Origin of the sequence: Marilutibacter aestuarii (assembly GCF_006546775.1) — a bacterium.
Lineage (GTDB): Bacteria > Pseudomonadota > Gammaproteobacteria > Xanthomonadales > Xanthomonadaceae > Marilutibacter > Marilutibacter aestuarii.
The window spans coordinates 52,632-77,397 of the sequence record NZ_VICE01000048.1 but is presented as its reverse complement, the minus strand read 5'-3'; the positions used below and the strand labels follow the sequence as shown (position 1 = coordinate 77,397).

The 24,766-nt window shown below is 69.5% G+C and carries 28 protein-coding genes; 7 read left to right on the top strand and 21 right to left on the bottom strand.

The window, feature by feature from the left end:
• Positions 1-822, bottom strand: coding sequence for a pyrroline-5-carboxylate reductase (proC, locus tag FKV25_RS05165; protein ID WP_141517732.1), 822 nt, complete (start codon positions 820-822; stop codon positions 1-3).
• A 129-nt stretch (positions 823-951) separates the two neighbouring features.
• Positions 952-1,674 (bottom strand): YggS family pyridoxal phosphate-dependent enzyme, encoded by a 723-nt coding sequence (locus tag FKV25_RS05160; protein WP_281286209.1) that lies wholly within the window; start codon positions 1,672-1,674, stop codon positions 952-954.
• 204 nt (positions 1,675-1,878) lie between these two features.
• Between FKV25_RS05160 and FKV25_RS05155 the strand changes: the two genes are divergently transcribed.
• The 3 genes from FKV25_RS05155 (at position 1,879) to FKV25_RS05145 (ending at position 5,237) form a co-directional block, all read left to right on the top strand.
• On the top strand, positions 1,879-2,916 hold the full coding sequence (locus tag FKV25_RS05155) for a type IV pilus twitching motility protein PilT (RefSeq protein ID WP_141517731.1): 1,038 nt from the start codon (positions 1,879-1,881) through the stop codon (positions 2,914-2,916).
• A gap of 144 nt (positions 2,917-3,060) precedes the next feature.
• A complete protein-coding gene (locus tag FKV25_RS05150) occupies positions 3,061-4,191 on the top strand; it encodes a PilT/PilU family type 4a pilus ATPase (protein ID WP_141517730.1) in 1,131 nt (376 codons plus the stop codon).
• A 566-nt stretch (positions 4,192-4,757) separates the two neighbouring features.
• A complete protein-coding gene (locus FKV25_RS05145) occupies positions 4,758-5,237 on the top strand; it encodes an FKBP-type peptidyl-prolyl cis-trans isomerase (protein ID WP_141517729.1) in 480 nt (159 codons plus the stop codon).
• A gap of 791 nt (positions 5,238-6,028) precedes the next feature.
• Here the strand turns inward: FKV25_RS05145 and FKV25_RS05135 are convergent.
• From FKV25_RS05135 to FKV25_RS05120, 4 genes are read right to left on the bottom strand one after another with little or no spacing between them, the layout of a single operon-like run.
• Positions 6,029-6,592 carry a DNA-3-methyladenine glycosylase I gene (locus FKV25_RS05135; protein ID WP_141517727.1) on the bottom strand — a complete coding sequence of 188 codons (564 nt, stop codon included), beginning with the start codon at positions 6,590-6,592 and terminating at the stop codon, positions 6,029-6,031.
• On the bottom strand, positions 6,589-6,987 hold the full coding sequence (locus FKV25_RS05130) for a response regulator (RefSeq protein ID WP_170218544.1): 399 nt from the start codon (positions 6,985-6,987) through the stop codon (positions 6,589-6,591). The genes FKV25_RS05135 and FKV25_RS05130 overlap by 4 nt, the downstream gene beginning before the upstream one ends.
• Positions 6,988-6,989: 2 nt before the next feature.
• Complete coding sequence (locus tag FKV25_RS05125) at positions 6,990-7,427, bottom strand: response regulator (protein ID WP_141517725.1); 438 nt, start codon at positions 7,425-7,427, stop codon at positions 6,990-6,992.
• Entirely contained in the window at positions 7,424-9,250 is a 1,827-nt protein-coding gene (locus tag FKV25_RS05120) for a sensor histidine kinase (protein WP_141517724.1), read from the bottom strand. Before FKV25_RS05120 ends, FKV25_RS05125 begins: the two co-directional genes overlap by 4 nt.
• Before the next feature lie 142 nt (positions 9,251-9,392).
• Between FKV25_RS05120 and FKV25_RS05115 the strand changes: the two genes are divergently transcribed.
• The 3 genes from FKV25_RS05115 to FKV25_RS05105 are packed head-to-tail and all read left to right on the top strand — an operon-like array spanning position 9,393 to position 11,464.
• Positions 9,393-9,959 (top strand): YqgE/AlgH family protein, encoded by a 567-nt coding sequence (locus FKV25_RS05115; protein WP_141517723.1) that lies wholly within the window; start codon positions 9,393-9,395, stop codon positions 9,957-9,959.
• 52 nt (positions 9,960-10,011) lie between these two features.
• A complete protein-coding gene (gene ruvX / locus FKV25_RS05110; protein ID WP_141517722.1) occupies positions 10,012-10,470 on the top strand; it encodes a Holliday junction resolvase RuvX in 459 nt (152 codons plus the stop codon).
• A gap of 46 nt (positions 10,471-10,516) precedes the next feature.
• On the top strand, positions 10,517-11,464 hold the full coding sequence (locus FKV25_RS05105) for an aspartate carbamoyltransferase catalytic subunit (protein WP_141517721.1): 948 nt from the start codon (positions 10,517-10,519) through the stop codon (positions 11,462-11,464).
• A gap of 42 nt (positions 11,465-11,506) precedes the next feature.
• Here the strand turns inward: FKV25_RS05105 and FKV25_RS05100 are convergent, their stop codons facing one another.
• The 15 genes from FKV25_RS05100 to FKV25_RS05030 all read right to left on the bottom strand — a co-directional run bounded on the left by FKV25_RS05100 (position 11,507) and on the right by FKV25_RS05030 (position 24,357).
• Positions 11,507-12,358: a carboxylesterase family protein gene (locus FKV25_RS05100; RefSeq protein WP_141517720.1), complete on the bottom strand. Its 852-nt coding sequence runs from the start codon at positions 12,356-12,358 to the stop codon at positions 11,507-11,509.
• 90 nt (positions 12,359-12,448) lie between these two features.
• Positions 12,449-13,810, bottom strand: a complete 1,362-nt coding sequence (mgtE, locus tag FKV25_RS05095) for a magnesium transporter (protein WP_141517719.1) — start codon at positions 13,808-13,810, stop codon at positions 12,449-12,451.
• 157 nt (positions 13,811-13,967) lie between these two features.
• Complete coding sequence (ptsP, locus tag FKV25_RS05090) at positions 13,968-15,692, bottom strand: phosphoenolpyruvate--protein phosphotransferase (protein WP_141517718.1); 1,725 nt, start codon at positions 15,690-15,692, stop codon at positions 13,968-13,970.
• A 12-nt stretch (positions 15,693-15,704) separates the two neighbouring features.
• Positions 15,705-15,974 carry an HPr family phosphocarrier protein gene (locus FKV25_RS05085; RefSeq protein ID WP_141517717.1) on the bottom strand — a complete coding sequence of 90 codons (270 nt, stop codon included), beginning with the start codon at positions 15,972-15,974 and terminating at the stop codon, positions 15,705-15,707.
• Between the two features lie 22 nt (positions 15,975-15,996).
• Positions 15,997-16,389, bottom strand: a complete 393-nt coding sequence (locus tag FKV25_RS05080; protein WP_141517716.1) for a PTS sugar transporter subunit IIA — start codon at positions 16,387-16,389, stop codon at positions 15,997-15,999.
• 71 nt (positions 16,390-16,460) lie between these two features.
• Positions 16,461-17,369 carry an RNase adapter RapZ gene (gene rapZ, locus FKV25_RS05075; RefSeq protein WP_246071927.1) on the bottom strand — a complete coding sequence of 303 codons (909 nt, stop codon included), beginning with the start codon at positions 17,367-17,369 and terminating at the stop codon, positions 16,461-16,463.
• On the bottom strand, positions 17,366-18,316 hold the full coding sequence (gene hprK, locus FKV25_RS05070) for an HPr(Ser) kinase/phosphatase (RefSeq protein WP_141517715.1): 951 nt from the start codon (positions 18,314-18,316) through the stop codon (positions 17,366-17,368). Before hprK ends, rapZ begins: the two co-directional genes overlap by 4 nt.
• 42 nt (positions 18,317-18,358) lie before the next feature.
• On the bottom strand, positions 18,359-18,835 hold the full coding sequence (locus FKV25_RS05065; RefSeq protein WP_141517714.1) for a PTS sugar transporter subunit IIA: 477 nt from the start codon (positions 18,833-18,835) through the stop codon (positions 18,359-18,361).
• Between the two features lie 5 nt (positions 18,836-18,840).
• The gene (hpf, locus tag FKV25_RS05060) at positions 18,841-19,170 is read right to left on the bottom strand and encodes a ribosome hibernation-promoting factor, HPF/YfiA family (RefSeq protein WP_141517713.1); all 330 of its coding nucleotides are present in this window, start codon (positions 19,168-19,170) and stop codon (positions 18,841-18,843) included.
• Between the two features lie 135 nt (positions 19,171-19,305).
• Positions 19,306-20,721: an RNA polymerase factor sigma-54 gene (locus FKV25_RS05055; RefSeq protein ID WP_141517712.1), complete on the bottom strand. Its 1,416-nt coding sequence runs from the start codon at positions 20,719-20,721 to the stop codon at positions 19,306-19,308.
• A gap of 120 nt (positions 20,722-20,841) precedes the next feature.
• Positions 20,842-21,561 carry an LPS export ABC transporter ATP-binding protein gene (gene lptB, locus FKV25_RS05050; RefSeq protein ID WP_141517711.1) on the bottom strand — a complete coding sequence of 240 codons (720 nt, stop codon included), beginning with the start codon at positions 21,559-21,561 and terminating at the stop codon, positions 20,842-20,844.
• Entirely contained in the window at positions 21,561-22,109 is a 549-nt protein-coding gene (lptA, locus tag FKV25_RS05045; protein ID WP_141517710.1) for a lipopolysaccharide transport periplasmic protein LptA, read from the bottom strand. Before lptA ends, lptB begins: the two co-directional genes overlap by 1 nt.
• The gene (lptC, locus tag FKV25_RS05040; RefSeq protein WP_141517709.1) at positions 22,090-22,656 is read right to left on the bottom strand and encodes an LPS export ABC transporter periplasmic protein LptC; all 567 of its coding nucleotides are present in this window, start codon (positions 22,654-22,656) and stop codon (positions 22,090-22,092) included. Before lptC ends, lptA begins: the two co-directional genes overlap by 20 nt.
• The gene (locus FKV25_RS05035; RefSeq protein WP_141517708.1) at positions 22,653-23,231 is read right to left on the bottom strand and encodes a KdsC family phosphatase; all 579 of its coding nucleotides are present in this window, start codon (positions 23,229-23,231) and stop codon (positions 22,653-22,655) included. The genes lptC and FKV25_RS05035 overlap by 4 nt, the downstream gene beginning before the upstream one ends.
• A 112-nt stretch (positions 23,232-23,343) precedes the next feature.
• Positions 23,344-24,357, bottom strand: a complete 1,014-nt coding sequence (locus tag FKV25_RS05030) for a KpsF/GutQ family sugar-phosphate isomerase (protein WP_141517707.1) — start codon at positions 24,355-24,357, stop codon at positions 23,344-23,346.
• A gap of 166 nt (positions 24,358-24,523) precedes the next feature.
• Between FKV25_RS05030 and FKV25_RS05025 the strand changes: the two genes are divergently transcribed.
• Positions 24,524-24,754 (top strand): BolA family protein, encoded by a 231-nt coding sequence (locus tag FKV25_RS05025; protein ID WP_141517706.1) that lies wholly within the window; start codon positions 24,524-24,526, stop codon positions 24,752-24,754.
• Positions 24,755-24,766 lie beyond the last annotated feature (12 nt).

Genomic DNA, 24,766 nt, shown 5'->3' with positions numbered 1-24,766 from the left:
TCAGTCGTTCGCGGCCGACAGTTCGCCGCCGCGACGCGCGGCCGCGGCGACGGCCTTGGCGACCAGCTCGCGCAGGCCGCCCGCTTCGAAGGTCTCGATCGCCGCCTGGGTCGTGCCGCCCGGCGACGTCACCCGCTTGCGCAGCACGTCGGCCGGCTCGCCCGATTCGGTCAACATCCGCGACGCGCCCAGCAGGGTCTGCGCGGCGAGCTGGCGCGCGGTGGCGGCCGGCAGGCCCTGGGCTTCGCCCGCGGCCTGCATGGCCTCGGCCAGCAGGAAGATGTAGGCCGGGCCGCTGCCCGATACCGCGGTCACCGCGTCCATCTGCGCTTCGTCCTCGATCCACACCGTGTCGCCGGCCGTGGCCAGCACGGCCTGGGCGGTGTCGCGCTGCGCCGGGCTGACCCGCGCGTTCGCGTACAGGCCGGTGATCCCGGCGCCCAGCAGGGCCGGGGTGTTCGGCATCGTCCTGACCACCGCGGCGTCGCCGCCCAGCCAGCGGTCGAGCTGGGAGGAGGTGATGCCGGCCGCCACCGAGACCGCCAGCGGACGCTCGGTGCGGGCGCGCTCGGTCAGCTCCGCGCAGACACTGCGCATGACCTGCGGCTTGACCGCGAACATCCAGACCGATGCGCCTTCGGTGGCCTCGGCCGCGGTCGCGAAGGCCTGTACGCCGTAGTCCTGGCGCAGCGACTCGCGTTGGGCCTCGACCGGCTCGGCCACGCGGACGCGCGAGGGCTCGGTGCCCTGGCCGATCAGGCCGGCGATGAGGCTGCGGGCCATGTTGCCGCCGCCGATGAAGGCTATGGTCGGGTTCGTCATGGGGGTGGAATCCTCCTGGTTGGATGCAAGTGCGTGGGGTGCAAGGTTGCCGGCACGGCGTGTTCGGGCACCCGGCAAGACATGGGCGCGCTCGGCCGCGCCGTCAACCCCGAGCCGCGAACTGGCGGCTCAGGCCTTCGGCGCCCGTGCCCCGAACAGGGCCGAACCGATCCGCACCAGGGTCGCGCCCTCGGCGATCGCTTCGCGGTAGTCGCCGCTCATGCCCATCGACAGGGTATCCACCCCGGGGTGACGCGCCCGCAAAGCCTCGAAACAGGCGTTCATCCGCCTGAATGCCTCGCGGCGGCGCTCCGGATCGGGATCGGGGGCGGGGATGGCCATCAGCCCGCGCAGGCGCAGGCGCTCATGCGCGGCCACGGCATCGGCCAGCGCGTCGACGTCGGCCGGCCGGCAGCCGTGCTTGCTGGCCTCGTCGTCGATGTTGACCTGGACCAGCACGTTCAGCGGCGGCAGGCCGGCCGGCCGGTGACGGGCCAGTGCCTCGACCAGCTTGGCGCGGTCGACCGTCTGCACCCAATCGAACAGCGCGGCAGCCTCGCGCGCCTTGTTCGACTGCAGGTGGCCGATCAGGTGCCACTCCAGGTCGTCCAGCCCCGTCGCAGCCAGTTCCGCATGCTTGCTGGACGCCTCCTGCACGTAGTTCTCGCCCAGCGCCGGTCGCGTGCCAGGCGCCAGCTGCCGCCAGGCCTCGACCAGGGCCGCCACGGTCGCCGCCGGCTGGGTCTTGGCCACCGCGAGCAGCCGCGGCACTGGCCGATGCGCCGCGGCCGCCGCGTTACGCATGGAGTGCAGGGTCTCGCGCAGCGCATCGCTTGGAAGGGGTGCTGGCACGGCTGGAATCCTGTCGAAACCGGAATTGTCGGGCCTTCGCCGGCCCGGCATCCACAAGGCTGGGATCGAGGCCACAGTTGTGGCGTGCCCGGCGCCCGAGTCGTTGATTTACGTCGCCGGTACGGGGCTATACTGCCCGCAGGGGTAACATCGTTCCAGTCGACGGCGCCAACCGGCGTCGTCCAGCAGTGTAGGGGTGCACGCATGGATATCGCCGAGCTTCTGGCGTTCTCGGTCAAGAACAAGGCTTCCGACCTTCACCTGTCGGCCGGCCTGCCGCCGATGATCCGCGTCGATGGCGACGTCCGGCGCATCAACATCCCGGCGCTGGAGCACAAGCAGGTCCACGCGCTCGTCTACGACATCATGTCGGACAAGCAGCGCCGCGACTTCGAGGAATTCCTCGAGGTCGACTTCTCGTTCGAGATCCCGGGCCTGGCCCGCTTCCGCGTCAACGCGTTCAACCAGAACCGTGGCGCCGGCGCGGTGTTCCGTACCATTCCCTCCGACGTGCTGACGCTGGAGGACCTGGGCTGCCCGCGCATCTTCCGCGAGCTCATCGACCAGCCGCAGGGCCTGATCCTGGTGACCGGTCCGACCGGCTCGGGCAAGTCGACCACGCTGGCGGCGATGATCGACCACATCAACAAGAACGAATACGGCCACATCCTCTCGGTCGAGGACCCGATCGAATTCGTCCATACCTCGCAGAAGTGCCTGATCAACCAGCGCGAGGTACACCGCGACACCCACGGCTTCAACGAGGCCCTGCGCTCGGCGCTGCGCGAGGACCCGGACTACATCCTGGTCGGCGAGCTGCGCGACCTGGAGACCATCCGCCTGGCGCTGACCGCCGCGGAAACCGGACACCTGGTGTTCGGCACCCTGCACACCAGCTCGGCGGCCAAGACCGTCGACCGCATCATCGACGTGTTCCCCGCCGGCGAGAAGCCGATGGTCCGCTCGATGCTGTCCGAATCCCTGCGCGCGGTGATCTCGCAGGCCCTGCTCAAGAAGGTCGGTGGCGGGCGAACCGCGGCCTGGGAAATCATGGTCGGCATCCCCGCCATCCGTAACCTGATCCGCGAGGACAAGGTCGCGCAGATGTACTCGGCGATCCAGACCGGCCAGCAGCACGGCATGATGACCCTCGACCAGCACCTGCAGGACCTGGTCAAGCGCGGCCAGATCGCCCGCCAGCAGGCCCGCGAGTATGCCAAGGACAAGCGTCTGTTCGATTGATTCGGGTGATGGGCAATTCGTGATTCGTGATTCGTAAAAGCCGGGGTTCGAAACAGGTGTAGGTTGGGTCGCAGGCAGGATGCCATTGCGTTTGCGAATCACCGATCACCCATCACGAATCACGGCTCCGCAGGAGCCAAGCCAATGAGCACCATCGACTTCACCTCGTTCCTCAAACTGATGGCGCACCAGAAGGCGTCCGACCTGTTCATCACGGCGGGCATGCCGCCGTCGATCAAAGTGCACGGCAAGATCTCGCCGATCACCCAGAACGCGCTGACGCCGCAGCAGAGCCGCGACCTCGTGCTGAACGTCATGAACCCGCAGCAGCGCGAGGAGTTCGAGAAGACGCACGAATGCAACTTCGCGATCGGCGTCGCCGGCGTCGGCCGCTTCCGCGTGAGCTGCTTCTACCAGCGCAACCAGGTCGGCATGGTCCTGCGCCGCATCGAGACCAAGATCCCGACGGTCGAGGAGCTGAGCCTGCCGCCGATCATCAAGACGCTGGCGATGACCAAGCGCGGCATCATCATCTTCGTCGGCGCGACGGGTACCGGTAAGTCCACCTCGCTGGCGGCCATGATCGGCTACCGCAACCAGAACTCGACCGGGCACATCATCACCATCGAGGACCCGATCGAGTTCGTGCACAAGCACGAGGGCTGCATCATCACCCAGCGCGAGGTCGGCATCGACACCGAGAGCTGGGAAGCGGCGCTGAAGAACACCCTGCGCCAGGCGCCGGACGTGATCATGATCGGCGAGGTGCGTACCCGCGAGGGCATGGACCACGCCATCGCCTTCGCCGAGACCGGCCACCTGGTGCTGTGCACGCTGCACGCCAACAACGCCAACCAGGCGATGGACCGCATCATCAACTTCTTCCCGGAAGACCGCCGCGGGCAGCTGCTGATGGACCTGTCGCTCAACCTCAAGGGCGTCGTCGCCCAGCAGCTCGTCCCGACCGTCGACGGCAAGGCCCGCCGCGTCGCCATGGAGATCCTGCTCGGCACCCCGCTGGTGCAGGACTACATCCGCGACGGCGAGATCCACAAGCTCAAGGAAGTGATGAAGGAATCGGTACAGCTGGGCATGAGGACCTTCGACCAGGCCCTGTTCGAGCTCTACCAGGCCGGCGAGATCAGCTACGAAGACGCCCTGCGCTACGCCGACTCCCAGAACGAAGTCCGCCTGCGCATCAAGCTCGCCCAGGGCGGCGACGCCCACACCCTGGCCCAGGGCCTGGAAGGCGTCGAGGTGGCGGAAACGCGGTAGGCGTCTCCCCCCATCCCGTCGCCATGGAATGGCCCGCATACACACGAGCCCCCGCCCAGCATCTTGCCTGCGGGGATCAAAGGGGACGGAGGTAATTAATTTGCCTCGGTGCCATTGATGCTCGTTCCTACGCCCGGCCGCCAGGCAAGGGATCTGTTGAGGGCTTCCTCGAGCATGGGCGCGACATCCCGGGTGTCACAGGGCGGATTCCCGCGCCAGATGCTTTCAGGTCGACGCGATTCGGTGCAATGCGCTTTGCTTGTTGCACCCTACTTGGAGACCTTGTTGAGGCGTATCACTCGCTGCAGAGGCCGTCAACGACTGGGCTGGGCATGTGGCTTTTCGCGTCGCGCGGCATCCGGGAGGGACATCTGCGCTGAGCCGCGGGTGAGGCGCCGGGTTGCGATCCGGGCGCGGTTTCTCTAGCCTGCTCGGGCTGCTTTGCGCAGTTTTTGCCTTGCGTCGTCACTATCAAGCGCTTCACGTGCCCCTGATACCGGCCCGGACATCGCGTCCCATGGCCGTCGGCGTATTCCCACTCTCTCCCTGAATATGGAGGCTCCCCCATGGAGATCGCCGATCGCCGCGTTGCTTCGTTCCACTACACCCTGACCAATGACGAGGGCCAGGTCATCGACAAGTCGTCCGAGCAGGCGCTGAGCTACCTGCACGGTGCCGGCAACATCGTGCCGGGCCTGGAGAAGGCGCTGGCCGGCAAGAAGGCCGGCGACAAGCTGAAGGTCGCGGTCGCGCCCGAGGAAGGCTATGGCGCGCGCCACGACGGCCTGGTGCAGAAGGTGCCGCTCGAGGCGTTCAAGGGCGTGGAGAACGTGCAGCCCGGCATGCAGTTCCAGGCCCAGACCGGCGGCGGCCCCGTCCTGGTGACCGTGACCGAGGTCGGCGACAGCGAGGTCACCGTCGACGGCAATCATCCGCTCGCCGGGCAGACCCTGCATTTCGACGTCGAAGTCACTGAAGTGCGCGAGGCGACCGACGACGAGCAGCAGCACGGCCACGTACACGGGGCGGGTGGCGTGCACGAGTAAGCCGCTCGGCGGCCGGTCTGCGTGGGGCGCTGGTCCCATGTCGGCCGTCGCATGCCGACAGGAATCCCGGGTGCTCGTGGAGCCCCGGGATTTTTTTGTGTTCGCGCGACTAAGGCAGAACGGGCAAGCGAAGCGCGGGCGGGGAGTGCCCGTGTGGTCGGCGATCGCGTATCACGCGGAGCGCGAGGGGGGCGTCGTGTGTGGGGCAGGCAGGTCGCGCCGCGTGCCGGAGAAAGCCAGAGAGGCATGCAGGATGCGCGGGCCGGTAGGAGGCCCCGGGTGCGCTGCGCTTACCCGGGCTACGGGGCTGCGCTCGGGCCAATATACGGGCGTGGGAGGCGGGAGAAGCGCAAAGGCTGGATCCCAGCGTTCGCTGGGATGACGGCAAGTTGCGATGGCCCCGGGATTTTTTCGTGCCCGCGCGACACGGTAGCCCGAGCAGGCGAAGCGCGGCCGGGGAGTGCCTGTGTGGTCGGCCATCGCGCACCATGCAGGGCGCGAGTGGGGCGGCGTGTGGGGGCGGCAGGAGCCCCCGGGTGCGCTGCGCTCACCCGGGCTACGGACGGGCTACGCTCGGGCCAACCTACGGGGGGAGGCGGGAGAAGGGCAAAGGCTGGATCCCAGCGTTCGCTGGGATGACGGCAAGTTGCGTGGGGCCGCGCATAGCCGCCTCGCCTCGCCTCGAATTCCGAATCCCCAATCCCCAATCCCGAATCCCGAATCCCGAATCCCGAATCCCGAATCCCGAATCCCGAATCCGGAATCCGGAATTACGAATTACGAATTACGAATTACGAGCCCCCCACCACCGAAGGCAGCCCCGGATGCAAACGGGCGATGCGCTGCATCACCGGGCAGTCGGGGCGGTGGGCGCCGGGCAGGTAGCCCAGGCTCATGAGGAACTCGCCGGTGATCTCGCCACCGGTGAAGCGGAAGGTCTGCTTGAACAGCTTGACCCAGGCGGCCTTGTCGCGGGGGCGGTCGCCGTCGGTGGCATGCGCGTCGAGCCATTCGGCGAAGCCGCCATGGCTGTCGCGCAGGCGCTGGATGACGCCGGCATTGTGGATGGCGGCGTCGACCTTCAGGCGGTTGCGGATGATGCCGGCGTCGGCGAGCAGGCGGGCGCGATCGCGCTCGCCGTAGGCGGCCACGGTGTCGACGTCGAAGCCGCCGTAGGCGCTGCGGAAGCCCTCGCGCTTGCGCAGGATGGTTTCCCAGCTCAGGCCGGCCTGGTTGATCTCCAGCAGCAGCCGCTCGAACAGCACGTGTTCCTCGCGCTGCGGGAAGCCGTATTCGGTGTCGTGGTAGGGGCCGTGGAGCGGATGCCCGGGCGCGATGTCGCAATAACCTCTCATCGCGGCTGCAGCAGCTCGGCCAGCAGGCCGGGCAGGAGCTGGAGCTCGGACTTCGGCAGTTGCGCATCGGCCGGGGCTAGGCCGCCGGGGCGGTGGGCGGGCAGGTCGTCGAGCCAGCCGTCGGACACGTACACGAAGGGCACGCGGGGCGCGTGCGTGCGGACCAGTTCCAGCGCCTGCTCGCCGGAGAAGCCGGGCAGGTTGAGGTCCGACAGCACGCACTGGGGATTGAAGTCGTCCAGCGCGCGCAGCAGCGCGTGCTCGTCCTGCACGCGCACGTAGTGGAACTCGATGCCGGCGTCGGCGAGTTCCAGGGTGGTCAACTCGGCGTCGTCGGCCGAGTCTTCGATCAACAGCAGCCTGAGCGGGCCGCCGTCTTCGCCGGACAGGTTCAAGCTCAGACCTCGGGGATCTCGTTGAACACGGCCCAGAACTTGCCCAGCGCCTGCACCGCGTCGAAGAACTGGTCGACGTCGACCGGCTTGACCACGTAGGCGTTGACGCCCAGGTCCCAGCTGCGGGCCAGGTCGCTTTCCTCGCGGGAGGACGACAGGATCACCACCGGCAGGCGCTTGAGCTGCTCGTGGGCGCGCAGCTGCTGCAGGACTTCCAGCCCATCCATGCGCGGCATCTTGATGTCGAGCAGCAGGACGGCCGGGTCCTCGCCGCCGCGGTCGGCGAACTGGCCGCGGCGCAGCAGGTAGTCCATGGCCTCGACGCCGTCCTCGACGTGGACGATGGGGTTGGCCAGGTGGGCCTCGCGCAGGGCGTCGATGGCCATTTCGGCATCGGCGGGGCTGTCTTCGGCCAGCAGGATGGTGCGGAGTTTGCTCATGTCGTGGGCTCGTTGTTGGCCGGTTGGTCCAGCGATGCTGGAAGGGTGAAGGTGAAGGTGGCGCCTTCGTCGGGTCGCGCGTCGGCGCTGACGGTGCCGCCGTGGCGGGTCAGGACGCGACGCACGCTGGCCAGGCCGATCCCGGTGCCGGGATAGTCGCTGGCCTTGTGCATGCGCTGGAACACGCCGAACAGCTTGCCGGCGTAGCGCATGTCGAAGCCCGCGCCGTTGTCGCGCACGCTGAAGTGGTGGCGACCTTCCTCGTCCTGCTGGTACTGCACCTCGATGACCGCCGGGTCGCGGTTGGCGCTGTACTTGACGGCATTGCCCAGCAGGTTGAGCCAGACCTGGCGCATCATGTTCTCGTCGGCGACCAGGATCGGCATCGGGCCGATGCGCCATTCGACGTGGCGGCCGGGGGCGTCGCTGTGCAGGTTGGCGTCGAGGATGGCGCGGGTCTCGTCGACCATCGACTGCATGTCCACCGCCTGCAGGCGCATGGCGTTGCGGCCCAGGCGCGAGTAGACCAGCAGGTCGTCGATCAGCGAGGACATGCGTCGCGCCGACTTCGCGATGACGTCCAGGTAGTGCAGGCTCTTCTCGTCCGCGTCGTCGCCCAATTGCCGTCCGAGCTTGTCGGCGAAGCCGGCGATGTGGCGCAGCGGCGCGCGCAGGTCGTGCGACACCGAGTAGCTGAAGGCTTCAAGCTCGCGATTGACGTCCGAGACCTGGTCGACCTTGCCGGCCAGCTGCCGGTTCAGCTCGCGGATCTGCCGCTCGGAGGACTTCTGGGTGGTCACGTCGCTGACCGTCAGCAGGGCGACCTCGTCCTCGCGGTCGGGCAGGGGCATGCGGCGGGCGTTCACCAGCATCACGCGCTCGCTGCCGTCCTCGGTCTGCTGGGCAAGCTCGAAATCCCACAGCTCTCGGTCGCGGCCCAGCACGTCGCGCAGGCGCTGCAGCAGTTCGGCGTGCCGCCAGGCGCCGTTGCCGATTTGCTCCAGCAGCTGCCCCAGGGCTTCGTCGCCCTCGACGCCATACATCTCGGCGAAGGCGAGGTTGTGCATGATGATCGCCTGGTGGCTGTCGATCAGCGCGATCGGCTCGCGCACGCTCTGCAGGACCGTGAGCGCACGGGCGCTGGCGCGGCTGGCGGCGTTCTCGGCCTGCAGGCGCTGGCGCGCCTGGCGCTGGGAGAAGAAGCTCAGCAGCCCGAGCAGGACCAGCTGGCCGATCATCGCCGCCCAGAACAGGGCGTTGGTCCGGCGTTGCAGCGCCTCGGCACGGGCGTCGCGAAGGGCGAGCAGGCGAGACTCCTCGTCCATCATCGACTGGGCGAGTTCGCGGATGGGGAATCGCGAGATCATCGCGGCGGTTTCGCGTCGCTGGCGTGCCACCGAGGGCTCCTGGAGGATGCTCTCGGTGATCTCCAGCCGCTGCCGGATCATCACGTTGAGCTCGCCCACGCGCACCTGCTGGTCGGGGTTGTCGCGGGTCAGGGTCTGCAGGCGCGCGCTCAGTTGGCGGACGTTCTCGGTGCCCTGTTGAAGGCGCTGCTTCAGCAGCTCGCCGTCGAGGCTCTCTTCGCTGTCGAGCCCGGCCACCAGCGAGAGCGTGGCCGACTCCAGGCTGCGCATCTCATAGGCAAGCGACTGGACGGTGTTCTCGACCTCGCGCGTGTGGTTGGCCAGGCCTACCGCGGAGACGTTGTCCTGGTGCGCATCGCGCAGCAACAGGAACGGCGCCACCACGATCAGCAGGACCGCGAAGACGAGGACCGGCAAGCGCCAGCGCGACCAGTTGTCGACGAAGTCAAAGGGCATCGGATCCTGTCGGGCCGCCATGGAAAAGGGCACGGACAGGGCGACCCTTAGTCGACTCCCCCCGGATCCGTCCCCCATCATCCCCCGCGCGGGCCTGTATTTCAATGGATGCCAGGCCGCGGCGGCGCGATAGAATGGGGCCATGCCAGAGCCCACCACGCCCCTCGCCAACCAGCTCCTGATCGCCCTGCCATCGCTGGCGGACACCAATTTCTCGCGCTGCGTGGCCCTGGTCTGCCAGCACGACACCGACGGCGCGATGGGCATCATCGTCAACCGCGCCTCGGAGTACACCCTGGGCGAGGTATTCGGCCAGATGGGCGTGGAGGGCGGCAGCGACCGCCTGCGCGGCCAGGCCGTGCTCGCCGGCGGCCCGGTGCACCCCGAGCGTGGCTTCGTGCTCCATGACGGCGGCATGCGGTGGGACTCCACCCTGATGATCACCGACGGCCTGTACCTGACCACCTCGCGCGACATCCTCGAGGCCATGGCCCGGGGCGAGGGCCCCGAGCACGCCATGGTCGCCCTGGGCTGCGCCGGCTGGAGCGCGGGCCAGCTTGAGCAGGAGCTGGGCGAGAACGACTGGTTGACCGCGCCTTCGGACGCGGAACTGCTGTTCGCCCTGCCGCTCGACGACCGCTGGCAGGCCGCGGCGGGACGCATCGGCGTGGACTTCGCGCACCTGGCCGATTACGCCGGGCACGCCTGAGGACGCACGGTGACCACGGCCGCCACGGGGCACGGACGATGAGCGCGCGGCGATGAGGCGCGACGGCACCGTGCTCGGCTTCGACGTCGGGGGCCGACGCATCGGCGTCGCGGTCGGCAGTGCCTTCGGCCATGGCGCTCGCGCATTGGCGGTGGTCGACATGCATGGCCACGGGCCCGACTGGACCGCGATCGACCGGCTGCGCAAGGAGTGGTTGCCCAATGGCTTCGTGGTCGGCGACCCGATGACGCTCGACGGCGGCGACCAGCCGATCCGCAAGCAGGCGCATGCCTTCGCCCGCGAGCTGCAGGCCCGCTACCGGCTGCCGGTGGCGCTGGTGGACGAGCGCTCGAGCTCGATCGAGGCGGCGCAGCGTTTCGCCGGCGACCGCGCCGACGGTCGCCGGCGCCGTCGCGACGCCGAGGTGCTCGATGCCATGGCCGCGGCGGTCATCATCGAGCGCTGGCTGGCCGCGCCCGACGATGCGGTCGAGCTGCCGCCGCTGGAATGACCCCGCCGCCTCCCGCCTTCTTCCCCGCCATCCCGACCGCTATCGCATGAATGCCCCACGCCCCGGCGCCCCGGCCGCCGACGCCCCGCAGCACCTCATCGGCCTGCACGACATGCCGGCCGCGCGCATGACCGCACTGCTCGAGCGCGCGCAGTACTTCGCCGAGGGCCACGATGCGCGCCAGGCGCTGGCTGGCATCGCGATCTGCACGCTGTTCTTCGAGCCGTCCACCCGCACTCGCCTGAGCTTCCAGCTCGCCGCGCAGCGGTTGGGCGCGGACGTGCTGAACTTCGATGCCTCCACCTCGTCCACCAGCAAGGGCGAGACCGCGCTCGACACGCTGCGCACCATCGAAGCGATGGGCGTGCGCGGCTTCGTGGTCCGCCACAAGGAGGACGGTGCGGTCGCCGCGCTGGCCGCCGCCGCCGCGCCGGGCACCGCCGTGGTCAATGCCGGCGACGGGCGCAGCGCCCATCCCACCCAGGGTCTGCTCGACATGCTTACCCTGCGCCAGGCCAAGGGCCCGGACTTCTCCGGCCTGAAGGTGCTGGTGGTGGGCGACGTGAAGCATTCGCGCGTCGCCCGCTCCGACCTGCACGCGCTGCGCGCGCTGGGCGCGGGCGAGATCCGCGTCTGCGGCCCACGGGCGCTGTTGCCCGACGATGGCACGCTGGCGGGTTGCGCGGTGTCGGGCGACCTGGACGCGGCGCTGGCGGGGGTGGACGCGGTGATGATGCTGCGCCTGCAGCGCGAACGCATGGAAGACGGGCTGGTCGACTCGCTGGAGGACTACCACCGCGACTACGGCCTGACGGTCGCCCGCCTCGCACGTGCCGCGCCGGACGCGATCGTGATGCACCCTGGACCGATGAACCGGGGCGTCGAGATCACCGACGAGGTCGCTGACGGTCCGCAGTCGCGCGTCCTGCGCCAGGTGGGCAACGGCGTGGCGGTGCGCATGGCGGTCCTGGAAGCCTTGCTCGGCGCGCGCTGACCGCCGGGAGCCAGGCGCCACGAGCGGCGCCCGAGCGCAGGCTCAGGGCAGCGTGCCTGCCGCGCCGGCGCTGTCGTCGGCCTCGTTGGGTTCCAGGCGCTGCGCGAACAGCCAGGGCCACAAGGCCGGGGTGCCGGCGTAGGTGGCATCCCAGGCGTTGTGGTCGGCGTCGGGGAACTCGGTATAGCGCGCATCGGCGGTGCTGACCTCGTCGAACGCCCGCGCCAGCATGCGGTCGTCGTGGGTGGGGACGACGTCGTCCTTCGCGCCATGGAAAATCCACACCGGCACGCTGGACAGCCGCGTCGCGATCGCGGCGTACGGGTCGGCCTCGTCGGCGACGGCGGTGACCTGCAGGTCGCGTTCCGGACGGATGCGCCGGACCGCGCCGCACACGGGCACCAGCGCGGCGAAGCGCTCCGGTTCGGCCAGGGCGATCTCCCAGACGCCGTAGCCGCCCATCGACAGGCCGGTCAGGTAGGTCCGCTCGCGGTCGCCGTCGAATTCGCGGGTCGCCGCGTCCAGCGCGGCGAGCGCGGCGCGGACGTTCGCGCCCTGCCACTCCTGCCCGTCCGGCACCTGCGGGAAGACCACGATCGCGGGGAAGTCCGCGGCGTGGGCGCGCACGTACGGGCCCAGCCCGACCAGGGTCGGCTTGCGACCGTCGTCGCCGCGTTCGCCCGAGCCATGCAGGAACAGGATGACCGGCGCGGGTCCGCGGCGCGCGGACGCCGAGGGCACGAAGACCTGGTAGGCGCGGCGCGTGCCGTCGATTTCCAGGGTGCGGGTGACGAAGCCGCTGTCGGTCGCAGGGCGCAGGCCCGCGCATCCGGACAGGACCAGGACGGTGGCGAAGGCTGCAGCGAGTCGTCGCGCGATCCCTGGGCGATCCATGGCGTCTTACCGGTTGGCGTGTGGACCGCCAGCATGACACTGCCATCGCAGTCTGTCGCGCGGCCGCCGTCACGGCCGGCCGGTCAGGCGTCAGCGCACCAGGATCAGCGTCGCCAGGCCCAGGAAGGTGAAGAAGCCCAGGACGTCGGTGACCGTGGTCAGGAAGATGCTGCTCGCCAGCGCGGGATCGAAACCGAGCCGCTTGAGGGTCAGGGGCACCAGCACGCCGGCGGTCGCGGCGAACAGCAGGTTCAGGGTCAGCGCGGTGGCGATGACCGCCGACAGCTTGGGATCGCCGAACCAGAACCAGACGATCCCGCCCAGCAGCAGGCCCAGCGACAGGCCGTTGAGCAGGGCCAGGCGCACTTCCTTCCACAGCAGCACGCCGGCGTTGGACGAGCCGACCTGGCCCAGTGCGATGCCGCGGATCATCAGCGCCAGCACCTGGGTGCCGGCGTTGCCGCCCATGCCGGCGACGATGGGCATCAGCACGGCGAGGGCGACGATCTTCTCGATCGTCGCTTCGAACTGGCCGACCACGCTGGCCGCGACGAAGGCGGTGCCCAGGTTGATCGTCAGCCAGATCAGGCGCCGGCGCATCGCGCGCCGGATGGGGCTGAAGAGGTCCTCGTCCTCGTCCAGGCCTGCAGCGCCCAGCGCCTGGTGCTCGGCGCGGTCGCGGATGATGTCGACCACGTCGTCGATGGTGATGCGGCCCAGCAGCACGTTGCCGTCGTCCACCACCGGCGCGCTGAGCCAGTCGTGGTCGGAGAACTGGCGGGCGACTTCGTCGTCGGACTCGTCGACGTCGATCGCCGGCTGTTCGTCGTCGATCAGGCGGTTGATCGGGTCGGTGGGTTCGCAGGTCAGCAGCGAGGCCAGCGCGATGCGGCCCAGGTACTGGTGGCGGCGACTGACCACGTACAGGTGGTCGGTGTGCTCGGGCAGCTCGCCGCGCAGGCGCAGGTAGCGCAGGACGACGTCGACGGTGGTGTCGGCGCGCACCGTCACCACGTCCGGGTTCATCAGACGGCCGGCGGTGTCCTCGGGATAGGACAGCACCTGCTCCAGGCGCTCGCGGTTCTCGCGGTCCATCGACTTGAGGACTTCGTCGATGACCGTGTCGGGCAGGTCCTCGGCGAGGTCGGCGAGGTCGTCGATGTCGAGGTCTTCGACGGCGGCGACGATCTCGTCCGGGTCCATCTCCGCCAGCAGGCTCTCGCGGACCTCGTCGCCGACGTGGACCAGCACCTCGCCGTCGTCCTCGGGATCGACCAGTCCCCAGACCACGGTGCGCTTGGCCGGCGGCAGCGACTCGAGCAGGTTGCCGATCTCGGCCGGCGACAAGGTGTTGACCAGGCGCTTGACCGGCCCCAGCCGCCCGCTGTCCAGCGCGTCCGAGAGCAGGCGCAGCTGGCGTGCGGTCTTGTCGTGGCGGACGGCTTCGGCCATGCAGTGCTCCGGGTGGGGCAGACGGAACCGCAGGGGGTATCCGGCCGGGGTCGGGCTTCGCGGTGGGTCACATCATCGGGCGGCGCGTCCCTGGCGCCCGCGCGGCATTATCGCTGTTGCGGATGGACCTGCACACCCCGGCAGGCAGGGGATGCGTTCAGCCGGCGGGCGTGCAGGCCGCCAGCCAGCGTTCGATGGCGGGTCGATCGCGTGCGCGGAGGAGGGTGGCGGCGCGTGCGCGCAGCACGCCCAGGTCATGGCGGCGAATGGTCTGCCGCAGCTCCAGCAGGGTGCCCGGGTGCAGGCTGAACTCCATCAGCCCCAATGCCAGCAACAAGGGCGCGAAGGCAGGATCGCCGGCCATCTCGCCGCAGACCGACACCGGTACGTCGCGCGCCTGGGCCAGGCGGATCACGTCGCGCATGAGCCTGACCACTGCCGGGTGCAGCGGCGTGTAGAGCTCGCCGAGCGCTTCGTTGATGCGGTCGGCTGCCAGCAGGTACTGGACCAGGTCGTTGGTGCCGATGGAGAGGAAGTCGACGTCGTTGATGAAGCTGCCCAGGGCGATCGCGGCCGCCGGGACCTCGATCATCGCCCCCACCTGCACGTGCTCGGCGATCATGTGGCCTTCCGCGCGCAGTTCACCGGCCACGCGTTCCAGGTGCCGGCGCACGGCCAGGATCTCCTCGCGGCTGCTGACCATCGGCAGCAGGATGCGCAACGGCCCGTAGCCCGACGCCCGCAACAGGGCGCGCAACTGGGTCTCCATGACTTCCGGTCGCGCCAGCGACAGGCGCACGCCGCGCAGGCCCAGGGCGGGGTTGGGTTCGTCCCGCAGGGCCAGCCCGGTGCGGTCGGCCTTGTCCGCGCCCAGGTCGACGGTGCGGATGGTGACCGTGCGTCCGGTCATGCCGAGCACGACGTCGCGATAGGCGCGGAACTGTTCTTCCTCGTCGGGCAGCTCGCTGCGCTGCAGGAACAGGAACTCGGTGCGGTACAGGCCGATCCCGGCCGAACCGAGCGAGTGCGCCTCGGCGACGTCCTCGCGCGACTCGGCGTTGGCGTACAGCTTGATGTCGACCCCGTCGACGGTGCGCGTGGGTTCGCGCCGCAGGCGGTGCAGCTGCTTGCGTTCGCGCTTCTGCTCGCGCACCCGCGCGCGGTGGCCGCGCAGGTCGTCGGCATTGGGTTCGAGCACCACCAGGCCGGTGGCGCCGTCGATCATCAGGGTGTCGCCGTCGTTGATCTTCTGCAGCACGTTCGGCGTGCCGACGACGAGCGGCAGGTGGAGGCTGCGCGCGAGGATGGCGCTGTGCGAGAGATGGCTGCCGGAGGCGGTCACGATCGCCATCACGCCCTGGGCCTGCAGTTGCGCGATCTCCGCCGGGGCGACCGCGTCGGTCACCAGGATGTCGCCGGCGACGCCCTGCAGTTCGCCTTCGCGCCGGTGCAGGGCGGCGTGGATGCGGCCGATGACCTGGTCGATGTCCTCGATGCGGCTGCGGAAGTAGGCGTCGTCCATTTCCTGGAAGACGGCGGCGATGCGGTCGCGTTGCAGGCGCAGCGCGTAGTCGGCCGAATAGTGGCCGGTGCGGATGAGGGCATCCAGGCCCTGCAGCAGTTCCGGGTCGTCCAGCAGCAGGGTGTGCAGGTCGAGGAACTCGCCGACCTCGTGGGCCAGCGCGCCGTGCAGTCGCTCGCGCAGTTCCTGCATTTCGCTGCGGACGGCGTCGATGGCGGCGTGGATGCGGTCGAGCTCGCCCTCGACGGCCTCGGTGGGGATCAGCTCTTCGTCGACTTCAAGCGCATGCGGCAGGCGGACGCGGGCCCGGCCCAGCACGCTTCCGCGCGAGGCCCCGTTGCCGTTGAACTCCTGCCGCATCCAGCCCCGTCCTCAGCTGTCTTCGTCGAAACGACGGTCGAACAGGGCCACGATCGCGTCGGTGGCCGCGGTTTCGTCGTCGCCGTTCACGCGCAGCTTCACCGGCGTGCCCTGGCCGGCGGCGAGCAGCATCACGCCCATGATGCTCTTGGCATTCACCTCGCGGCCCTTGGCGGTCAGGGTCGCGCTGCTGCGATAGGCCGAGAGCACCTGGACCAGTTTGGCGGTGGCCCGGGCGTGCAGGCCCAGGCGGTTGGAGACGGTCAGTTCGCGTTCGATCATGGGGGAGTTCCTCGGGCCGTCTTCAGGCATCGTCCAATATGACACCGTTGCGTGCGCCAGCGGAAGCAATCGCCGGCAGTTCATCCAGTTCGAGCTCCGCGTAGTTCATCACCCTCAGCAGCATGGGCAGGTTCAGCGAGGACACCCGGCGCACCGGCGTGCCCAGGTGGGCGACCCGCGCGGCCAGGTTGCTGGGGGTAGCGCCGTAAAGGTCGGTCAGCACCAGCACCCCGTCGCCGCCATCGACGCGGCGCAGGGCCGCGCTGGCCTGGGGCAGGATCGCGTCGGGATCGGCGTCGAACGGCACTTCGAAGGCCTCGACCTTCAGCGGCAGGGCGCTGAGCAGGCGGGTGGCCACCGCCAGCAGCGCGCTGCCGATGCCTTCATGGGTCACGAGTAGGATGCCGACGCTCATGGCGACAACTTAGCAGAGCCGGGTGACACGCCGGTAGCCGGAAAGCCGCGCCTGGCGGCCCGGACGACCGTTCAGTCGAGTTCGCGGTGGTGGACGGCGACCTCGTCCCAGCCCCCGGCGCGGGCCCGCTCGCCCATCTTCTCGGCCAGGTAGACCGACCTGTGCCGGCCGCCGCTGCAGCCGAAGGCCACGGTGACGTAGCTGCGGGTGGTATCGCGTGTCATGCGGGGGAGCCAGGTGTCGAGGAATTCGCCCACCTGGTCGACGTACTGCATCACCTCGGGCTGCTGCTCGAGGTAGTCGCGGATGGCGCCGTCGCGACCCGACAGCGGGCGCAGGCTCGCGTCCCAGTGCGGATTGGGAAGGCCGCGCGCGTCGAACACGAAGTCGGCGTCGGCGGGGACGCCATGGCGGTAGGCGAAGGACTCGAACAGCAGCGACACCGTGTTGTCGCTGCCCAGGCCGAACTCGGTGATGATGTGCCGCCGCAACTGGTGCACGTTCATCTCGCTGGTGTCGACCACGGTGTCGGCCAGGCGTCGCAGCGGGCGGGAGACCTGGCGCTCAAGCGAAATCGCATCGCCCAGGGACAGGCCCAGGCGGCTGAGCGGATGCCGCCGCCGCGTGTCGGCATACCGGCGGAGCAGCACGTCGTCGCGGCTCTCGAAGTAGACCAGGCGGGGGTCGAAGCCCAGCCGGCCCACTTCGGCCAGCCAGTTGGCCATGTGGCTGAGGTCGTTGTGGCGGTTGCGCACGTCGATCGCCACGGCCAGCTTGGGCGGCGCGCCATCGTCGTTCTTGACGCTCTTGACGAAACTGGCGAGGAGGTCGGCGGGCAGGTTGTCGACGCAGTAGTAGCCCAGGTCCTCCAGGGTCTTGAGCGCGACCGACTTGCCGGAGCCGGACATGCCGCTGACGATCACCAGCGCCGGGTTGCCATTGCCGTTGCCCGCGCCAGGACTGCCCATGTCGTCGCTCATGCGTCGCCCCGCTCGAGGAAGTTGCTGTGCCGCGCGATGAAGGCGGCGGCCGGGTCCATGCCCTTCATGCGCAGGCTGTGCAGGCGGGTGGCGGCCTCGGCCAGCACCGCGAGGTTGCGGCCGGGCATCACCGGCAGGGTGATCGTCGGCACGTCGAGGTCGAGGATGCGGCGGGTGCCGCTGTCGCCGGTCAGGCGCTCGATGCCGCTGGGCAGGGGGTCCTGCATCGGCTTGGTGAGGTGGACGACCAGGCGCAGGTACTTGTTGCTCTTGATCGCGGTGTCGCCGAACATCTCGCGGATGTTCAGCACGCCCAGGCCGCGTACCTCGAGCAGGTCCTGGAGCATGTCGGGGCAGGTGCCGTCGAGCACGTCCGGCGCGATCTGGGTGAACTCCGGCGCGTCGTCGGCGACCAGGCGGTGGCCACGGGTGACCAGTTCCAGCGCGAGCTCGCTCTTGCCCGAGCCGGACTCGCCGGTGATCAGCACGCCGATCGAATAGATCTCCATGAACACGCCATGCAGCGTCACGCGTGGCGCCAGGGTACGGGCCAGGTGGTACTGCATGAGGTTGAGCAGTTCGTGGCCGCGCCGCGGCGAGACCCACAGGGGCGTGCCGGATTCCTCGGCGGCCTCGCGCAGGTCCTCCGGGCAGTGCTGCTGCTTGCTGATCACCATCGCCAGCGGTCGGTACTGCATGATCTTCTCGATGGTCTCCCAGCGCTGGCGCGAGTCCAGGCCATCCAGCCAGGTCAGCTCCTCCGTGCCCAGGATCTGAACCTTGTTCGGGTAGATCGTGTTGAGGTAACCGGCCAGCGAGGGCCGGCGCGCGACGGTCTGGACCGCCTCGAGCATCCGCTCGCCGCCGGTTTCGCCGGCGATCCAGCGCAGGTCCAGCCGTTCGCGCTGTTGTTCGAAGAGTTCGGCCGCACTGATGCTGGCATTCACCCGCGATTCCCCCATTGCCCGTTCAGTGCCCAGCGTCCCACGTCACGCCGCCGACTGGTAGTGGTCCGCATCGAGCAACAAGGTCGCCAGGGCGGTTTCGTCCGCGGCGGCGCGCAGCGAGGCGCAGAAGGCCGGGTTGCCCAGCCGGTCGGCGATCGCCGCCAGCCGGCGCAGGTGCGCCTGCACGTGGGCTTCCGACACCGCCATGGCGAACACCAGGTCGACATCGATCCCGTCGGCGGCACCGAAGTCGACGCCGCGGGGCAGGCGCAGGAACACGCCGGTGTCCTCGGCCAGGTCGGCCACGCGCGCATGCGGGATCGCGATGCCGAAGCCGATGCCGGTGCTGGCCAGCGCTTCGCGCTGGACCAGCAGGTCGTGGACCTGGCGCGGCGGGAGGCCGCCTTTGGCGGCGAGCAGCCGGGCGGCGAGGTCGAGCACCTCCGCGCGGTTGGACGCCGGCGTCGCGGCGTCGACCAGGACGACGCGGCCGGGGGCGAGCAGCGGTCGGAAAGGCATGCGGTCTAGAGGTTGAACTCACCGGTGCGGGCGAGGCTCTCGCCGCGGTGGTGGTCGACCATCTTCTCCTTGTGCTTCATCAGCAGGCGGTCGAGCTTGTCCGCCAGCAGGTCGATGGCGGCATACATGTCGACGGCATTGGCGTCGGCGTGCAGCGTGCGGCCGGCGATGTTGAGGGTCGCCTCGGCGCGGTGGTCGGGCTTGTCCAGGCTGAGCTGCGCCTTGATGTCCAGCGGCTGCTCGTAGTGGCGCTCCAGTCGGGCCAGTTTGGTCTCTACGTAGTCGCGCAGGGCCGGTGTCACGTCGATCTGTTGGCCGTGGGTTTCGATACGCATCGCTGACCTCCTGTTCATCACTGGGGAGTAGTGGCTACAGCATCGCACGATCGGCGGAAATTGCGAGTGCCCAGGCAGGCAGGCCGGGCGACGCTGCCCGTTCATGCGGGCATCCGGTGACCAAGAGGCCCCTGATCAGCCGATCCTGACGCGATCCTGCGAGGAGGGAATGTTCATTGCCTCGCGGTACTTGGCGACCGTGCGCCGGGCCACCGGGACCCCGGTGGACTTGAGCGAGGCGGCCAGGCGGGCGTCGGACAGGGGTTTGCGCGGGTCCTCGGCGTCGATCAGCTGGCGGATCATGGCCTGGATCGCGGTGCTCGACGACTCGCCCCCGCTGTCGTTGCTCACGCCCGAGGCGAAGAACGCCCGAAGCGGCACCGTGCCGCGCGGCGTCCGGGCGTACTTGCGCGATATCGCGCGCGAGACGGTCGATTCGTGCATGCCGATCTCGGCGGCGACCTCGCGCAGGGTCAACGGGCGCAGCGCGCTGTCGCCGAATTCCAGGAAGCCGGCCTGTTGCTTGATCAGGCACTGGGCGACCTTGAGCAGGGTCTCGCCGCGCGCCTCCAGGCTCTTGAGCAGCCAGCGCGCTTCCTGCAGGTGGCCGCGCAGGTAGCTGGCGTCGGACGCGTTGGCGCCGCGGATCATGCCCTCGTAGCCGCGGTGGATGGTGATGCGCGGGCGCATGCTGTCGGCCAGGCTGACCCGCCACAGGCCATGCTGGCGCCAGATGACCACATCGGGCGCGACATAGGTGTCGTGGTCGGTCGCACCGATCTGCGAGCCCGGGCGGGGGTCGAGCGTGCGCAACAACTGCACGGCCAGTTCCACCTCGTCCGGGTCGAGCTTCATCTCGCTGGCCAGGCCCTTCACGCCGACCTTGGCGAGCTTCTGCAGCGGCCCGTTGGCCAGGGTGTGGGCGAGCGCCTTGCCCGGCGTCTCGTCCGACAGGGGTTGCAGTTGCAGGCGCAGGCATTCGCCCAGGTCGCGCGCGCCGACGCCGACCGGGTCGAAGCGCTGGATGGTGTGCAGGACCGCGACGACCTCGTCCTCGCTGGCCTGGATGGCCGGGCCCAGCGAGTCGATGATCGCCGACAGCGGCTCGCGCAGGTAGCCGTCTTCCTCGATCGCTTCGATCAGCGTCGCGCCGATGCTGCGATCGCGCGGGGACAGGGGACTGAGGTGAAGCTGCCAGAGCAGGTGGTCGTGGAGGGTATCGTCGTCGACGACCTGCTCGGCCATGGTGTCGGCCAGGTTGCTGTCGGCGGGACCGATGCGCTCGTACCAGGGCTCGCCATCGGTGGGCCCCCAGTCCTCGGGACCGTCGGACAGCGCTTCGCCGGGGGAATTGCCATTGCCCTCGCCGGGCGACTCCTGGCTGGCACTGATGCTGCTCTCGGTCCAGTCGAGCAGTGGATTGCTCTCCACCGCCTCCACCAGCTCCAGCTCCAGTTCGGTCGCCGAGAGCTGCAACAGCCGGATGGCCTGACGCAGTTGCGGCGTCATGACCAGGTTCTGTCCCAGGGAAGCTTGGAGGCGCGGTTTCATGTCCTATCGCGATGCATGGCCAGTCGGAAGCGGCGGAACGGCCCTTCCGGCGTGGCAGCCGGGCCGCCCGGAACCCGAAGCGCATGGCTCGGGATCCGGGGCGGTTCCGGCCATCCAGCGTCAAAGACGGAATGTATCCCCGAGGTACACGCGGCGCACATCCGGATTGGCCAGCAGCGCGTCCGGAGCCCCCTGCGCGAGCACGCCGCCTTCATTGAGGATATACGCGCGGTCGCAGATTCCCAAGGTCTCGCGCACGTTGTGGTCGGTAATGAGCACGCCGATGCCACGATTCTTGAGGTGACTCACGATCCGCTGGATCTCGCCGACCGAGATCGGGTCGACGCCCGCGAAGGGTTCATCCAGCAGCATCAGGCGGGGGCGGGCCGCCAGTGCACGGGCGATCTCGACCCGGCGGCGTTCGCCGCCCGACAGGCTGGCGCCGAGCTGGTCGGCGACATGGGTGACCTGCAGTTCGTCCATCAGACTGGCCAGTTCGCGCTCGCGACCGGCCTTGTCCAGGTCGGGGCGCAGCTCCAGCACGAGGCGGATGTTGTCGGCCACGTTGAGCTTGCGGAACACCGAGGGTTCCTGCGGCAGGTAGCCGACGCCGAACTTCGCGCGGGCGTACATCGGCTCGGCGGTGATGTCCTTGCCATCGAGCACGATCTGCCCGGCGTCGGCGGGAACGAGGCCGACGATCATGTAGAAGCAGGTCGTCTTGCCGGCGCCGTTGGGCCCGAGCAGGCCCACGACCTCCCCGGCATCGAGGGTCAGGCCGAAATCCTTGACGACCTCGCGCGAACGGTAGGCCTTGCGCAGGCCCTTGGCGACGAGCATCAGCCGCCCTCCGCCCCGTCGCGTGCCGGCGACGCGGGCGCGGTCTTCGGCACCAGGCGCATGCGCACGCGGCCGCCACCGGACTCCGAGCCCGAGGCCTGCACGCGCCCGGTCTTCATGTCGTAGACCACGCGCGGTCCGTTCATCGTGTTGCCGCGCTGCTTGACCACGACGTTGCCCGTCAGGGTCACGATGTCGCTGGTCAGGTCGTAGTCGATGCGGCTGGCGTCGGCGCTGAAGGGGCTGCCGTCGTCCATCTCCTGCTTGAGCCGTGCCGGGCTGCCGGTCAGGACGACGCGGGTGGGTTCGCTGTCGCGAGAGGTGACCTCGGCCTTGCTGGAGCGGATGTCCAGCGTGCCCTGGGTGATGACCACGTCGCCGCTGAGCACGGACGGCTCGCTCTCGTCGGTGACGTAGTTGGTGGTGTTGGCCGCGATGTCCATCGGCTTGTTGCGGTCGGACGAGCGCGCCAGCACGCTGGCCGGCACGGCGACCAGCAGCAGGGCCACCAGGAGTGGCGCGGCGGGGCTAGCGAGCGGTGTTTTCATATCGGGATCGGGTGTCCTTCAGGGTGATCCGGTTGCCTTCGAGGTCGGCCACCAGGTGATGCCCGTTCATTGTGAGGCCTGGACGCGTAACCTCAACTTTAACCGGGGATTGGGCCCGCTTGGCTTCAGGAAACACATCCAGCTGTTCAGTGGCGATACGGGTGGGCCTGCCGCTGGCGTCACGGCTGTCGGCCAGGACCTCGCCCCGCAGGCGGATCTCGTCGCCCTCGGCGCTGACCCAGCCGGTCCGCGACCTCACCTCCCAGGCACCCGCCTGGCTGCCCTCCCGGGCCGGGATGACGAACAGCGGCGTGGTGATGTCCATCGTCCGGCTGTCGGGGTCGCGCTCGAGCCGCGGTGCGCGCAGGGTGAAGGATTCGCGGCCTTCGGCGTCCAGGGCGATCAGTTCGAAATCGTTGAGGATGTAGTCCGGCGGGCTGTCGCCGGTGGTGGGCGCGGCGGCCGGATGGCGTTGGCTCCACAGCATCCAGCCGGTGAGCAGCGCGCCGCCGAGCAGGGCCAGGGTGGCGAGTGTGCGCCAGTTCATGCGCGCGTCCCGTCGGCGGCCGCGCCGCCCCCGGCGATGTCGGCCAGCAGGGCCTCGGCGTGACCCTGGGCGGCCAGCAGCAGGTCGCAGAACTCACGCACCGCGCCTTCGCCGCCGCAGGCTCGCGTGCGCCAATGGACGCGCTCGCGGGTCCATGGGTGGGCGTTGGCCGGGGCGGCGGAAAACCCCACGTGCGGCATCACCTTGAGGTCGGGCAGGTCGTCGCCCATGAAGGCGACCTCGTCCAGGCCGATGCCCAGGCGCCCGGCGATGCCCTCCACGCAGGCCAGCTTGTCAGCCACCTTCGTGTAGGCCTCCAGCCCGAGTTCGGCCGCGCGGCGCTCAGCGATGGTGCTGGCGCGCGCGGTGACGAAGGCGACGGCCAGGCCGGCCTTGCGCAGCATCACCAGTCCCATGCCGTCGTGGACGTGGAAGGCCTTGATCTCGCGCCCCTCGCTGTCGAACAGCAGGCGTCCGTCGGTCAGGGTGCCGTCCACGTCGAAACAGGCCAGCCGGACGCGCGAGGCGCGCTGGCGGATGTCGGCGGGATAGTCGTTGAGGTGCGAATAGGGCATTGGGTTGTTGGTGACTCGTGATTGGTGATTGGTGATTGGTGATTGGTGATTCATCGTCAGGCTGGTGGAAGAGTCCTTCCAATCACCCATCACGAATCACCCATCACCGCACTTAAACCACCCGCGCGCGCAACAGGTCGTGAATGTTCAGCGCGCCGACGACGATGCCGTCCGCGTCGACGACGAGCAGGCCGCTGATCTTGTGGGTCTCCATCAGCTGCGCGGCCTCCACCGCCAGGGCGTCCGCGCCGATGGTCTTGGGCGAGCGGGTCATCACCTGGCCGATCGTCGTGCTGCGCAGGTCGACCGCGGCATCGTCGAGGCTGCGGCGCAGGTCGCCGTCGGTGTACAGACCCAGCAGGTGCCCGTCGCCGTCGACGATCGCCGTCATCCCCAGGCGCTTGCTGCTCATTTCCACCAGCGCCTCGCTGACGGTCGCGTCAGGGCCGATCCGCGGCACCTGGTCGCCGGCATGCATCACGTCGGTGATGTGCAGCAGCAGGCGGCGGCCCAGCGAGCCGGCCGGGTGGGAGCGGGCGAAGTCGTCGGCGGTGAACCCGCGCGCCTCGAGCAGGGCCACCGCCAGCGCATCGCCCATGGCCAGCGCGGCGGTGGTGCTGGACGTCGGCGCCAGGTCGAGCGGGCAGGCCTCGGCGGGCACGGTCACGTCCAGGTGGACGTCGGACTCGCGTGCCAGCGTGGAGCCGGGGCGGCCGGTCATCGCCACGACCGGATTGCCCTGGCGCTTGAGCACGGGCAGGAGCATCAGCACTTCGTCGCTTTCGCCCGAGTTCGACAGCGCCAGCACCACGTCGGCGTCGGTCACCATGCCCAGGTCGCCATGGCCGGCTTCGCCCGGATGCATGAAGAAGGCCGGGGTCCCGGTCGAGGCCAGCGTCGCGGCGATCTTGCGGGCCACGTGCCCGGACTTGCCCATGCCGGTGCAGACCACGCGGCCGGGGGCATCGAGCATCAGCTGGCAGGCCCGGGCGAACTCGGCGCCGACGCGCCCACCGACCGCGGCCAGGGCCTGGCCCTCGATCTCGAAGACGCGGCGCCCGGAGGCGGCGAGCGCGGAGGCGGAGGCGGTTCGGGCACCGGGCGGGGAAGCGGGATGGGCTGCCATTCAGGAGATTGCCATTTATGGCCGAAGGGGTTTGGGCTACGCTAATCCGACGATTCTAGGCGCTTCGCCATCGAATTGCCTGCCTTACACCCCAATGCCCACCCGGCGATTGCTTCGCCACGCGCGCGCTGCCGGCGCCCGCGGTGGGCCCAGCCAAGGAATTCCAGTGGATCCCAGCACCATCCAGTCTTTGATCGAGCAGGGCCTGCCCGGCGCGCGTGCCGACGTGCGCGGCGACGACGGCGTGCACTTCGAGGCGACCGTCGTGGCCGAGGCCTTCCGCGGCAAGCTGCCGCTGGCCCGGCACCGCCTCGTCTATGCCACCCTCGGCGACCGCATGGGCGGCGAGATCCACGCCCTCGCGCTGAAGACCCTGACTCCCGAAGAAGCCGCCTGAGGCGGCGCTTCC